We start from the raw sequence: 13025 nt of genomic DNA on the forward strand, positions 1-13025 counted from the left end.
CTGAACATAACCGGGGAAAGTGAAGAAAAGAAGGGTATTGGACGGTCACGGTTTTACAGCCGTGACCGCCGGCAGATTAATTTACCTGCGTGGCCGGACCAAAAATCGGAAATTGCGGCATATTAACGTTCTGATACGTTTCCCAGCCGCCGCCCAGCGCTTTATAGAGGGCCACAAGGTCAAGCGCACTTTGCATCCGTGCCTGGGTCGCCTGCGCCTGCGCCTGGGCGAGCTGCCTCTGCGCATCCAGCACCTCCAGGAAAGTGGAGAGTCCCTGCCGGTAGCTGTCACTGGCGAGATCGAAGGTACGCTGCAGGGCGCCGGTGGTTTCATCCAGCGCGGTAACGCGCTGCTGATCGGCGCGGTAGCTGACCAGCGCATTCTCCACGTCCTGCAACGCCGTCAGCACCGTCTGACGATAATCCAGTGCAGCGCTCGCCTGCTGCGCCCGCGCCAGCCTGACGCTCGACACCAACTGCCCCCCCTGGAAAACAGGTATCGATAACGATGGGCCATAACTGTAGAAATGGCTGCTCCAGTTGTCGAGATAGCTCACATCGGTGTTGCGCACGCCAAGCTGCCCGGTCAGCGACAGGCTCGGGAAAAGTTGTGCCACGGAAACGCCAATCTCTGCGGTTTGTGCGTGCAACATCGCTTCAGCCTGCCGAATATCGGGCCGGCGACGAGCCAGGGTGGCGGGAATGCCAACCGGCACAAACTGCGGGAGCGTCGGCAACGCTTTTGGGGTCGCGAGTTCAGCATCCAGCGCGCCGGGCGTTTTGCCGAGCAGTACCGCCAGTCCATTCATCGCCTGCCGCGCCTGCGACTGATACTGCGGCAGCTGTGCCTGCAGCGAACTGAGCTGCGCACGCGCATTCTCCACATCAGTCAGCGGCGCCAGGCCATTTTGCTGCTGGCTGCGGGTCAGCTCGGTCGTCTGCTGCGCCACATCAATCTGCTGCTGCAGCGTCTGAATAGTGCTCTGTGCGCCACGCAGCTGCAGCCAGGCCCGCGCCACTTCGGCTTCCAGCGAAACCAGCGCATCGTTGCGCTGCTCAATTGCCGCCTGCTGCTGCGCATTGGCGGCTTCAACCTGACGGCGTACTTTGCCCCACAGGTCGAGCTCCCAGCTGGCATCAAAACTGCCCTGATAGAGGTTAACCGGCTGGGTTAAGCCGTTGAGCTGGCTGGCCACATTGCTGTCGAGCTGGTCGGTAGCACCATTGGCCTCCAGCAGCCCTTTCAGCCCGAGCTGCTGGCGCGTGACTTTCGCTGAGGCGCCCAGACTGGGAAACAGACTGCCCTGAGCTTGTGTCAGCTGTTCACGCGCACCGGCAATACGCAGCACCGTCTGTTGCAGACTCAGGTTGCCTGCGATGGCCCGGTCAATCAGGCTGTCGAGCTGCGGATCGTTGAAACTGCGCCACCAGCGGGCGTTGATCGCGCTGGTCTGTGGCTTCGATCCCTCCTGCGAATTCAGGCTGTGATAACTGCCTGGCACCACCGGCTTCGGTGCCTGATAGTCGGGCCCGACAGCACACCCCGCCAGCCCCAGGGCCAGCAGGATGCTCAGCGATTTCAGGCGATGAGAGTAAAAAACCTTCATGTTAGTGTGCTCCTGCACTGCCTTCGCTCTTAATCGGCGACAGCAGCCAACAAAATGGAATCAAAATCAGGGCGACAATACTCAGGCCTGAGAAAACATCGATATAAGCAAGGATGCGCGACTGAACGATCATCTCCTTATAGAGCTGACCGGTGGCCAGGGTAAGCGGATCGCCTACCGCTGAGGTAAAGTCGCGGATCGCCTGTGCCCAGTGCTGCAGCGTAATGTTGAACGGCTCGTTCAGCGGCGTCATGTTGTGCACCATGTGCGCCGACCGCACCTGTTCACGCTCTGTAATTGCCGCCGTTGAGAGCGAGATCCCAATTGACCCTGCCACGTTACGAAACATGGTGAACAGCGCCGAGGCGTCAGCATTCAGCCGCTGCGGGATGGTAATAAAGGCGATGGTCGTCAGCGGCACAAACAGGAAGCCCAGGCCGATAGACTGTGCGCTGCGCATCATCACCAGCGTCATAAAGTCCACATCCGGCGTCAGAGACGAGGAGTAGTAAAACGCCATTGCCAGACAGCTAAAGCCAAAGGCGATGATGTAGCGTGTCTGCACGATCGGCATCAGTTTCAGTACCAGCGGAATGGTCAGGACGATTAGCACCGCACCAGGCGAAAGCACCAGACCTGACCAGGTGGCGGTATACCCCAGATCCTGCTGCGCCAGCTGTGGCAGAACCACGGAGCTGCCGTAGAGAATCATCGCCATGCCCGCCATCAGCAGCCCGGCGACCCAGAAGTTGCGGTCTTTCATCACCAGAATGTCGACTACGGGTTTACGGGCATACATCAGCCAGTAGATCGCGCCGACGATACCCACCAGCGCCAGCACGGCGAACAGGACGATAAAGTGAGAGGCGAACCAGTCCTCATCCTCGCCACGGTCCAGCATCACCTGCAGACAGCCCAGCCCTAAGGTAATCAGACCGATGCCGATGTAATCAATATTCAGTTTGCCTTTGGCCCATTTACGCTCCCACGGCGGATCTTCCAGCAGCTGATAGATGGCCAGAACCGTCAGCACGCCCACCGGAATGTTGATAAAGAATACCCAGCGCCAGCTGTAGTTGTCGGTAATCCAGCCCCCTAGCGTCGGGCCAATGACCGGCGCAACAATAATGGCGATAGAGGAGAGACCAAAGGCCTTACCGCGATCTTCCGCTTTAAAGTAATCCAGCAGTACGGACTGTTGAACCGGTTGCAGGCCGCCGCCGAAAAAGCCCTGCAGCACGCGGAACAGAATGATCTGCCACAGTTCAGTCGCGATGCCGCACAGGAAAGAACAGACGGTGAACATCACAATGCAAATCAGGAAAAACTGTTTGCGGCCAAAAAGCCGGCTGAAGAACGCAGAGATAGGCAGGACAATGCCGTTCGCCACCAGATAGGAGGTCAGCACCCAGGTTGACTCATCGTAACTGGAGGAGAGCGAGCCGGCGATGTGCGGCAGCGCCACGTTGACGATGGTGGTGTCGAGGATCTCCATAAACACCGCCAGCGTCACCGTGATCGCCACTAACCACGGATTGCTGGCGGGTTTCCAGCTCTGCGCCGTACTCATTCCACAGTGACCTCAGGTTCAACGGAAAGACCCAGCGGCAGCGGATGGTTAGGATCCAGCCCTTTGTCGATGACGATCTTCACCGGCACGCGCTGCACGATTTTCACGTAGTTGCCGGTGGCGTTTTCTGAGGGGAAGGTCGAGAAGCGGGAGCCGGAGCCCATCTGGATACTGTCAACATGCCCTTCCAGCTTCATATCCGGCCAGGCGTCCACGCTGATTTTCACTTTGTCGCCCGGATTCATGCGTTCCAGCTGAGACTCTTTGAAATTGGCGGTGACCCAGATATCAGGTGAAACCAGTGAAAACAGCGAGGATCCCGCCTGTACCAGGGTGCCCAGCTGAACGTTACGTTTAGTGACAAACCCGTCATAGGGCGCACGCACCTGGGTATAGGAGAGGTTCAGATCGGCCGTGCTGAGCTGGGCCTTTGCCTGCTCGACCTGCTGCTGACGCGCTTCAACATTGGTCTCCTGCTGGCGAATCTGCAGGGCAACCTGAGAGGCAACTTCGACCTGCGCTTTGGCGCTCTGAAGCTGCGCCTGCGCTGAACGTAACTGTGCCGAGGCACTGTCAATATTGCGCTGGCTGGTAGCCCGCGGGTCGACGCCGCGCTGGCGACGATAGTCCGCCTGCGCATTAAGCAGGTTTGCCTCGGCTTTTGCCTGATCTGCCAGCGCCTGATCGCGCTGTGCCGGATACTGAACCCGCGACAGGGCGAGTTGCGCCTGCGCCTGGTGCAGCTGCGCGATGGCAAGGCCAAGCTGCGCCTGCGCCTGTTCACGCTGAGCGCGGTTATCACTGGGATCGATCTCGACCAGCAGATCGCCCTTCTTCACCCGCTGGTTATCTTTCACCAGGAGCTTCACGACATAGCCCGAGGCTTTTGGTGCGATAGTAACCGCATCCCCCTCAGTGAACGCATCGTCGGTGGTTTCCAGATTCCGGTTAGCAAACCAGAACCAGAAGCCGACAATCAGCATAATCACCACCACTATTGCCAGAATAATCAGCGGCTTTTTACCGGGGCGTTTACGCTCCGGCTGCGAGTCGTTCTCCTGATTATCATCTGACTGAGAGTTGTTCTCCGTCTCGTTATCTGCGTCCTGCTGGTGTGGATCGCGTTGCTTGTTCTCGCTCATAGTTTCCATCACTGGCTAAGGCCCTGATTCCGGGCATAAAGGTCCTGTTAACCTTATATCGGAAACTGACAAAATCCAGTGCAACTTTACGAAACTTGAGAAATGGAGCACATCCTGCCACCTGTACAGTGTGGCGGGATGTGTCGGGACTAGCGGAGCAACTGGAGCAATAGCCAGCCGGAGGCCATCGACCAGGCCAGCAGAGGAAGGGAAAAGAGATGGAAGCGCCACCAGACGGCCCGATCTTTCGCCATACGCAAGGCGATCAGATTCGCGAGTGAACCCGGCAGCAGACCAAAGCCGCCAATATTAACCGCCCAGGCCAGCACATCTGTTGGCTGAACTTTTTGCAGCAGCAGAATGGTCGCGGGCACATTACTGATCACCTGCGACAGGCCTATCGCCAGCAGGTAAAGCTCTCCCTGACCAAAGTGTGACACCGCATCAAAATGCGCCTGCATCACCGGCAGACGCGTCAGCAGGAAGACGTCAATAAACATGGCGATAAACACAGCCAGCAGACTCCAGTCGATTCGCATCAGCACCGGACGGGCCATCACCAGGAAGGTGGCCAGAATCAGCAGCAGGATCCAGCCGGTGATCTCCAGCTCCAGACCGGCAATGAACAGCAGATAGAGCACCACGCTGACAATAAACAGCGGTTTTTGCCATTGCGGCTGTTCCGGATTGTCATGTTTATCAATTGAACGCTTTGAAAAGCTGAACCAGGTCAGCACCACCAGACTCAGCAGCAGCCAGGCGGCCAGCGGCAGCATCTGCACGATAAACGCGATGACGCTGAGTTTACCGTGGCTCCATAACAGGATGTTCTGCGGATTGCCGACCGGCGTCAGCAGCGATCCGGCATTCACCGCCAGCGCTTCAAAGATGATCAGGCGTGAAATTGGCAGATGCGAGAACTTCCGCAGCGTGAGCGTTAACGGCACCAGAATAAACAGCGCCACATCGTTGGTCAGGAAGGTAGAAAGGAACGCCGCCGCCAGCACCATAAACAGTGCCAGCGCCCGTTCGTGGCGGAAACGCGCAATCAGCCGGCTTCCCAGCACGTCAAAGTAGCCACTGGTTTCCAGCCCTTTGGTCAGAATTAATAAGCCTGTGAGCGTAATAATCGTGTGCCAGTCTACGGCCCCCGGCAGATCGGCCCAGCGGAAATCCGCCAGACATGCCAGAACAACACCAATCACGATTAATAAATGCAGAATTGAGTCATGCAAAAAAGATCGAAGCAGTTGAGGCATGATGAGGGTACGCCTTAGCGTTAGCGGGTTTCGGAGAACTTCTTAAATACAGCCAGAGTTTCATCACTGACGTGATGTTCAATACCTTCTGAGTCGCGTCGGGCCGTTTCGGGGCTGATGCCCAACGCCAGCAGAAAAGTTTCCACAATATGGTGACGGGCGCGGCTCTCTTCCGCCAGCTTCTCGCCTTCGCTGGTCAGAAAAACGCCACGATAGGGCACCTGCTCAACCAGCCCGGCACTGCCAAGCCGTTTCAGCATTTTTGCCACAGTAGGCTGCGAAACGCCCAAACGGGCCGCCATATCGACCTGACGCGCCTCACCAAATTCGCCAATTAAATCCGAGATTAACTCAACGTAGTCATCAATTAACTCGCGACGATGCGCTTCGCGCACCTGCCGAAAACCTTCGACATGCTCTTCAATATCTTTCAGTGGCCCTTTCGGCGCAGAAACCACGCTTTTAGCACGACGACTCATTAAGTTTCCTCATTATTATGTTCCGTACGATTACGGCTATACGGATTTAGCTGCGCTTATTGTAAACCAGCCGCAAAGAAGCTCAAATTTTTCGTCATTAGCCTTGGCTAAGGGATATAGCCAGTGCTATATTTGGTGATAATGTAAGCAGCAAATGACGATCCCGTGCGATCCTCTTACGATGGTGTTGAGCACGTCTCTCACCCCGGCTGCTGACGACCGCGTCGACAATGATTGGGAGGTGATTCTATGAGCACCCTGAAATGTTGCTTAGATTGCAGCAAATGCTTCCAGACAGAGAAAAAATCAACCACGGATATGAAATCCTGGCTGTGTCTGCTGACGCGTTCCCCGTTTACACTGCGTCTGATGTTGATTGAAAAACTGCTGGGCCCTAAGCCTGCTGACCGTCGCTGTCAGAACCTGATCTGGCGCGGCTAATCCCGATTCAGTGCCTTTCAGCCTCTGGCTGAGGGGCCCCTCCTCTTTTCCATTCTTTGCTTTCTTTCACCGGATCAAAACGTTACGCGTTCGGGCGGCATAGTCATGCCGGAAACGTACAGTCACCTTGCGAGAGGGAAAAGCGATGCGCGATAGCGACGGGCATAAAATGCGGGCAATAAAAAACGGCCCACAAGGGGCCGTTTTCTGGCAGGTCAGCTAAGCTTAGAAGCTGTAACCTACGCCAGCAATCCAGGTACCCACATCGACGCTGCGGATACGGCTCTGCTCGTAGCCCACATCCAGTGCAACGTTTTCGATTGGGTTGAACTGCAGGCCTGCGCCGTAAGAGAAGCCTACGTCGCTTGAATCAGTTTTAGCGCGTGAATCAGTATCGTTCTGCTGGTATTTACCGTAGCCAATACCGACAACACCGTAGATGCTTGCCCAGTCGTTCAGACGGTAAGCAGGACCACCAGTCACACCGTAGTACTGACCTTTGTTGTAGACGCCAGCGTCGGTACGATCTTTTTCGGTGTAGGTGAATGAACCGATCCAGCCCAGTGGGTTAGAACCGTCTTCGTAGCGGTATTTCAGGTTGAAGCCGTTAGCTTTGTTAGCCACGCCCTGATAGTCGCTCTGAGCATAGCCACCAGTTACGGTGCTCTGTGCCATTGCTGAACCTGCAGATACTGCCAGTACACAGGCTAATGCTGAAAGACATGCAATTTTTTTCATAACCACCTCAAATGTGAAAATACTTCTCTCCTGACAACGCTAAAAATATAACAAAAAATAGCGAGAAACTCTGCCCGGATTTTGTTGTCTAAGAGAATGTTTGGTGTAACAGGAAGTTAATGCGATATCCTATGTCATTCATTTTACTTATAAAATATGTCATCTTCCTGACATAATCTTTTTGTGCTCATTTCGTGCTTTAAGTAAATTCCTAAAAAAACCTGACATTTCTTTACCTGAATGGCCCTGATTCTGGCTAAAAATTGTGCAGCCCGCATAAATTTAAAACGTCAAACTGTGATTTTTAACCCGCTATTTGCTTTACACTGGCTCTCACAACGCTGATGAACAGGAAAAGTACACAGGATGTCTGCCTCTCCCGCTTCTAAAAACCTTACCCCCATCGTTTTACCCGTTGCCGTATTGCTGGTTGCCATGCTGTCGCTTCAGGGCGGTGCTTCACTGGCAAAAAGCCTCTTCCCTTCTGTCGGTGCGACCGGCATAACCGCACTGCGTCTGACCTTTGGCACCCTGATACTCTGCGTCATCTTTAAGCCCTGGCGCCTGCACTTCCGGCGGGAGCAGCGTCTGCCGCTGCTGATGTATGGGCTGGCATTGGGTGGCATGAACTTTATGTTCTATCTGGCAATCCGCACCGTGCCGCTGGGCGTCGCTGTCGGACTGGAATTTACCGGTCCGCTGGCGCTGGCGCTGTTTGGCTCGCGCCGGCCGCTGGATTTCATCTGGGTGTTACTTGCCGTGGCAGGCTTATGGTTTCTGCTGCCTTTCGGTTCTGATATGACGGCCATCGATCCGACTGGCGCGGCATTGGCGGTCGGTGCGGGGGCCTGCTGGGCTGTGTATATTCTGGCGGGCCAGCGGGCGGGTGCAGAGCATGGTCCCGCCACGGTCGCCATCGGTTCACTGATTGCCTCGGTGATTTTTGTGCCGCTGGGACTGACCTTCGCAGAAAGCGGTCTCTGGCAGTGGAGCGTAATGCCGCTCGCCCTCCTCATTGCCCTGCTCTCCAGTGCCATCCCCTATTCACTCGAAATGATTGCACTGACCCGCTTACCGGCACGAATCTTTGGCACGCTGATGAGCCTGGAGCCAGCGATGGCCGCTTTTTCAGGCATGCTCTTTCTGGGAGAGACGCTTACCGCGCTGCAGTGGCTGGCCCTGCTGGCCATCATCGTTGCATCGGCTGGCTCAACCCTGACGATGCGACCCAAAAAGAGCCAGTTAAACAGCGTTGAATTAGCTGACGATAAGCCCGAATAACCCCTTTCAGCCCATCCTGTCGATGGGCTGAATAAAAATCATGCTCATCATGAGAATTATTTCCCCCCTCACGCCCTTAGCGAATTTTTCTATTTGAAACAGACATTTACCCTTACGCGACAAATAAGTCTAACACCATGATTTAAATAGATAAATTGGGAGGTTATATTTTAACAAATGATTAACCCTCCGGATTCCACCCCGTTTTCAATAAAGAAATACGCTATTTCATTCATCGTTAAAGTCGTTCCTGCAAAGCTGAAAAGCACTGCTATACTTATCCGGTACTTGATTAGGACAACCATCAAAGAGAGGACTGAAACGATGAGTACCGCTAAATTGGTTAAAACTAACTCTTCCGACCTGATTTACACCCGCAATGACGTGAGCGATGAAGAAAAGAAAGCCACGATTGCGGTGCTGAACCGTCTGGTTGTCGAATTTATCGATCTGTCATTGATTACCAAGCAGGCGCACTGGAACATGCGCGGTGCTAACTTTATCGGTGTGCATGAGATGCTGGATGGTTTCCGCACCGCCATCACCGATCACCAGGATACTATCGCTGAGCGTGTTGTTCAGCTGGGCGGCGTGGCACTGGGCACCACTCAGGTGGTCAACGACCAGACGCCACTGAAAAGCTATCCGCTGAATATTCACAGCGTTCAGGATCACCTGAAGGCGCTGGCCGATCGCTACAGCGTTGTCGCTAACGACACCCGTAAAGCTATCGACGAAGTCAAAGATGAAGATACCGCCGACATCTTCACCGCGGCATCGCGTGACCTGGACAAATTCCTGTGGTTCATCGAAGCCAACATTGAATAAGCGTAAGCACAAGCTATCAGGCGGGGAAACCCGCCTTTTTTACGTCTGCGCTACCGCTTTTTATGACCCTGTTAACAGTTCTCCCCTCCTCCGCTTCACAGCCTTAACATCTCAGGCAAACTACCGCTTGCACCAAAACAGCCGCATGCACCATAACTGATCACCATAATGGTGCAAAGGCAGATTTAACTGCAAAATCGTGTCAGCTGTGTTATTTAACTCTCTGATTTCGCAGATTTTGCAAAGTTGGCATAATTCTTTCATACGACAAGCCGCAAACGCAGGCCCTGTCGCCTGATCCTTATAAGGAAAAAATGATGAAGTCACTGTTAAAAGTTTCTGTGGCCGCGCTGGCGCTGGCCTTCTCCCTCTCTTCGACTGCCGCAGAAAAGAAGCTGGTTGTTGCGACAGATACCGCCTTTGTTCCGTTTGAATTTAAACAGGGTGACAAATATGTCGGTTTCGATGTGGATCTGTGGGACGCCATTGCGAAAGAGCTGAAGCTCGATTACACCCTGAAGCCGATGGATTTTAGCGGCATCATCCCTGCACTGCAGACGCGCAATGTCGATCTGGCGCTGGCGGGCATCACCATTACCGAAGAGCGTAAAAAAGCAATCGCGTTCTCTGACGGCTACTACAAAAGTGGTCTGCAGGTGATGGTGCGTAACAACGAAAATGACATCAAAAGCATCAGCGATCTCAATGGTAAAGTCGTGGCCGTGAAAAGCGGTACCGGCTCGGTGGAATACGCGAAAGCCCACATCAAATCTAAAGATCTGCGTCAGTTCCCGAACATCGACAGCGCCTACATGGAGCTGGGTACAAACCGTGCTGACGCCGTGCTGCACGACACGCCAAACATCCTTTACTTCATCCACACTGCCGGTAAAGGTCGCTTTAAAGCAGTAGGCGAGTCGATCGAAGCGCAGCAGTACGGTATCGCCTTCCCGAAAGGCAGCGACGATTTACGTGAAAAGGTCAACGGCGCGCTGAAGACCCTGAAAGAGAACGGCACCTATAACACGCTGTATAAAAAATGGTTCGGCACTGAACCTAAATAATAAATTTCTGTATCCGGCTTTCGGCAGGGAAACTTTTTCCCTGCTTTTTTCCATTGCAACCTATCTGGAGTCACACCATGGAGTTTGACTGGAGCGTCATCTGGCCCGCCATGCCAGCGCTGCTTGAAGGCGCCAAACTGACCTTAATTATCTCAATCATTGGCCTGATTGGTGGATTGATCATCGGATTGATCGCCGGTTTTGCCCGCGCTTACGGTGGCTGGATCGCCAATAATATCGCCCTGGTCTTTATCGAAATTATCCGCGGTACCCCTATTGTCGTGCAGGTGATGTTCATCTACTTTGCGCTGCCGATGGCGTTCCCTGACCTGCGTATTGACCCGTTCACCGCGGCCGTGGTGACCATCATGATTAACTCCGGCGCCTATATCGCCGAGATTACCCGTGGTGCGGTGCTGTCGATCAACAAGGGCTTCCGTGAGGCCGGACTGGCGCTGGGCCTGTCAGGCCGCGAAACGCTGCGCTACGTGATTATGCCGCTGGCGCTGCGCCGTATGCTGCCGCCGCTGGGCAACCAGTGGATCGTCAGCATCAAAGATACGTCGCTGTTTATCGTTATCGGGGTGGCTGAACTGACGCGTCAGGGTCAGGAGATCATTGCCGGCAACTTCCGTGCGCTGGAGATCTGGAGCGCCGTGGCGATTATCTATCTGGTGATTACGCTGGTGCTGAGCTTTGTGCTGCGCCGCATTGAGAAAAGGGTGAAAATCCTGTGATTGAATTTAAAAATGTTTCCAAGCACTTTGGCCAGACCCAGGTGCTGCACAATATCGATCTGAAGATTAACCAGGGCGAAGTGGTAGTGATTATCGGCCCATCGGGTTCCGGTAAATCGACCCTGCTGCGCTGCATCAACAAGCTGGAAGAGATCACCAGCGGCGACCTGATTGTCGATGGCCTGCACGTGAACGATCCAAAAGTGGACGATCGCCTGATCCGTCAGGAAGCAGGTATGGTATTCCAGCAGTTTCACCTCTTCCCTCAGATGAGCGCACTGGATAACGTCGCGTTTGGTCCGATTCGGGTGCGCGGCGCCAGCAAAGAGGCGGCACGCCAGCTGGCCCGTGAGCTGCTGGGCAAAGTGGGCCTGGCCGAACGGGCGCATCACTTCCCGTCTGAACTCTCTGGCGGCCAGCAGCAGCGTGTGGCAATTGCCCGCGCGCTGGCGGTGAAGCCGAAGATGATGCTGTTCGATGAGCCAACTTCTGCGCTGGACCCGGAGCTGCGTCATGAAGTGCTGAAGGTGATGCAGGATCTGGCGGAAGAAGGCATGACGATGGTGATTGTGACGCACGAAGTGGGCTTTGCACAGAAAGTGGCCTCGCGTCTGATCTTCATCGACAAAGGACGGATTGCGGAAGATGGCGATCCTGACAGTCTAATCAGTAACCCGCCCAGCGAGCGTCTGCGCGAATTCCTGCAGCACGTCTCCTGATGAAAAACGGGCCGCTTAGCGGCCCGTTTTGTTAAGTGACGACATTTGCCCGGCGTGGCGGTTATACCTTGCCTGTTCCGGGCAGCCCCTGGTTTCCCGTGCGACTCAGCAGTTTGCTGCGCGCGGCGGCGGGCATAAAACTCCATGCCAGGAAGCGGCTCTGTTTCTGTCCCTGCGCCATGTTCACCACCCGCATGTCAGCGACATCGCGCGCCTGCAGCTGCTTCTCCAGGGCCGGTAAGTTCTCTTTGCGCGACACCAGCGAGGTAAACCAGCCGATCTGGCGACCCAGCGCGACGCTTTCGGCAATCATCTTACCGATAAACGCCTTTTCGCCACCGGGATACCACAGCTCATTGTGCTGGCCACCAAAGTTCAGCGGCGCGCTCTTATCCAGGCCGAGATTGCGAACCTTACGCTGTGTGCCCATCGCCGCCTCATCGGCTGACGCATGGAACGGCGGGTTACACATCACCGCGCTGAAAAACTCATTCTTACTGACCACCCCGGCCAGAATCGCGTCGCTGTTTTTCTGCCGGCGCAGACGGATCTGACGTGTCAGGCGCGGATTGGCCGCGACAATGCGGTTCGCAGCCTTGATAGCAGCCTCATCAATATCGGTGCCGGTGAAGCGCCAGCCATATTCCGCTGCGCCAATCAGCGGATAGATGCAGTTGGCCCCGCAACCGATATCCAGCACGTCTGCCGCCGGGATCGCCCCGTGATTATCCAGCGCCAGCAGATCGGCAAGATAGTGCAGATAGTCGGCTCGCCCCGGCACCGGCGGACAGAGTGAACCGGGCGCGAGCTGCCAGTCGATGTCGTAAAACAGCTTAATCAGCGCCTGGTTCAGCAGCATCACCGCGTCCGGATCCGCAAAATCCACAGACTGCACGCCGTAACCGTTGGGCCGCACTTTCGCCGCCAGCGGCGGATGGGCAGCGGTTAACGCGGCAAAATCATATTCACCCTGATGGCGATTGCGGGCGTGGAAAGGCGACGTGCTGGCTGACTTTTTCATACGTTTTCTCAGTTATTCAGGCGCGCGTACAATACGCTGTAAGCTGCGGAAAATAAACCCGCACCATCCGCTAACCGCTTTCTGTTTTCGTGGGCGATGCTGTCGGGCTAAGATAATTAAAATCATCTTCCGGAGACGTT

At 55.1% G+C, this 13025-nt stretch carries 13 protein-coding genes; 6 read left to right on the top strand and 7 right to left on the bottom strand.

What is annotated here, in order from left to right; translation table 11 throughout:
* Nucleotides 1-76 precede the first annotated feature (76 nt).
* The 5 genes from RT657_RS03720 to mntR form a co-directional block, all read right to left on the bottom strand.
* Nucleotides 77-1606 carry an efflux transporter outer membrane subunit gene (locus RT657_RS03720; RefSeq protein WP_313652565.1) on the bottom strand — a complete coding sequence of 510 codons (1530 nt, stop codon included), beginning with the start codon at nt 1604-1606 and terminating at the stop codon, nt 77-79.
* Between the two features lies 1 nt (nt 1607).
* Nucleotides 1608-3176 (bottom strand): DHA2 family efflux MFS transporter permease subunit, encoded by a 1569-nt coding sequence (locus RT657_RS03725; RefSeq protein WP_313652566.1) that lies wholly within the window; start codon nt 3174-3176, stop codon nt 1608-1610.
* The gene (locus RT657_RS03730) at nt 3173-4318 is read right to left on the bottom strand and encodes an HlyD family secretion protein (protein WP_313652567.1); all 1146 of its coding nucleotides are present in this window, start codon (nt 4316-4318) and stop codon (nt 3173-3175) included. The genes RT657_RS03725 and RT657_RS03730 overlap by 4 nt, the downstream gene beginning before the upstream one ends.
* Nucleotides 4319-4467: 149 nt before the next feature.
* On the bottom strand, nt 4468-5577 hold the full coding sequence (locus tag RT657_RS03735) for an SLC13 family permease (protein WP_313652568.1): 1110 nt from the start codon (nt 5575-5577) through the stop codon (nt 4468-4470).
* Between the two features lie 20 nt (nt 5578-5597).
* Nucleotides 5598-6056 (bottom strand): manganese-binding transcriptional regulator MntR, encoded by a 459-nt coding sequence (mntR, locus tag RT657_RS03740; protein WP_313652569.1) that lies wholly within the window; start codon nt 6054-6056, stop codon nt 5598-5600.
* Nucleotides 6057-6305: 249 nt separating this feature from the next.
* Between mntR and RT657_RS03745 the strand changes: the two genes are divergently transcribed.
* Nucleotides 6306-6497, top strand: a complete 192-nt coding sequence (locus RT657_RS03745) for a hypothetical protein (RefSeq protein WP_313652570.1) — start codon at nt 6306-6308, stop codon at nt 6495-6497.
* Between the two features lie 225 nt (nt 6498-6722).
* Here the strand turns inward: RT657_RS03745 and ompX are convergent, their stop codons facing one another.
* Nucleotides 6723-7235 carry an outer membrane protein OmpX gene (ompX, locus tag RT657_RS03750; RefSeq protein WP_313652571.1) on the bottom strand — a complete coding sequence of 171 codons (513 nt, stop codon included), beginning with the start codon at nt 7233-7235 and terminating at the stop codon, nt 6723-6725.
* 366 nt (nt 7236-7601) lie between these two features.
* Here ompX and rhtA point away from each other — a divergent pair, with 366 nt between their 5' ends.
* The 5 genes from rhtA to glnQ all read left to right on the top strand — a co-directional run bounded on the left by rhtA (nt 7602) and on the right by glnQ (nt 11864).
* Nucleotides 7602-8516, top strand: a complete 915-nt coding sequence (gene rhtA / locus RT657_RS03755) for a threonine/homoserine exporter RhtA (RefSeq protein ID WP_313652572.1) — start codon at nt 7602-7604, stop codon at nt 8514-8516.
* 324 nt (nt 8517-8840) lie between these two features.
* The gene (gene dps / locus RT657_RS03760; protein ID WP_313652573.1) at nt 8841-9344 is read left to right on the top strand and encodes a DNA starvation/stationary phase protection protein Dps; all 504 of its coding nucleotides are present in this window, start codon (nt 8841-8843) and stop codon (nt 9342-9344) included.
* Between the two features lie 317 nt (nt 9345-9661).
* Nucleotides 9662-10408 carry a glutamine ABC transporter substrate-binding protein GlnH gene (gene glnH, locus RT657_RS03765; RefSeq protein WP_313652574.1) on the top strand — a complete coding sequence of 249 codons (747 nt, stop codon included), beginning with the start codon at nt 9662-9664 and terminating at the stop codon, nt 10406-10408.
* Nucleotides 10409-10485: 77 nt separating this feature from the next.
* Nucleotides 10486-11145 carry a glutamine ABC transporter permease GlnP gene (gene glnP, locus RT657_RS03770; protein ID WP_111140568.1) on the top strand — a complete coding sequence of 220 codons (660 nt, stop codon included), beginning with the start codon at nt 10486-10488 and terminating at the stop codon, nt 11143-11145.
* On the top strand, nt 11142-11864 hold the full coding sequence (glnQ, locus tag RT657_RS03775) for a glutamine ABC transporter ATP-binding protein GlnQ (RefSeq protein ID WP_293773823.1): 723 nt from the start codon (nt 11142-11144) through the stop codon (nt 11862-11864). Before glnP ends, glnQ begins: the two co-directional genes overlap by 4 nt.
* A 61-nt stretch (nt 11865-11925) precedes the next feature.
* Here glnQ and rlmF read toward each other — a convergent pair whose 3' ends face one another.
* A complete protein-coding gene (gene rlmF / locus RT657_RS03780) occupies nt 11926-12885 on the bottom strand; it encodes a 23S rRNA (adenine(1618)-N(6))-methyltransferase RlmF (protein ID WP_313652576.1) in 960 nt (319 codons plus the stop codon).
* Between the last annotated feature and the right edge of the window lie 140 nt (nt 12886-13025).

Origin of the sequence: Pantoea sp. (genome assembly GCF_032114055.1) — a bacterium.
Lineage (GTDB): Bacteria > Pseudomonadota > Gammaproteobacteria > Enterobacterales > Enterobacteriaceae > Pantoea.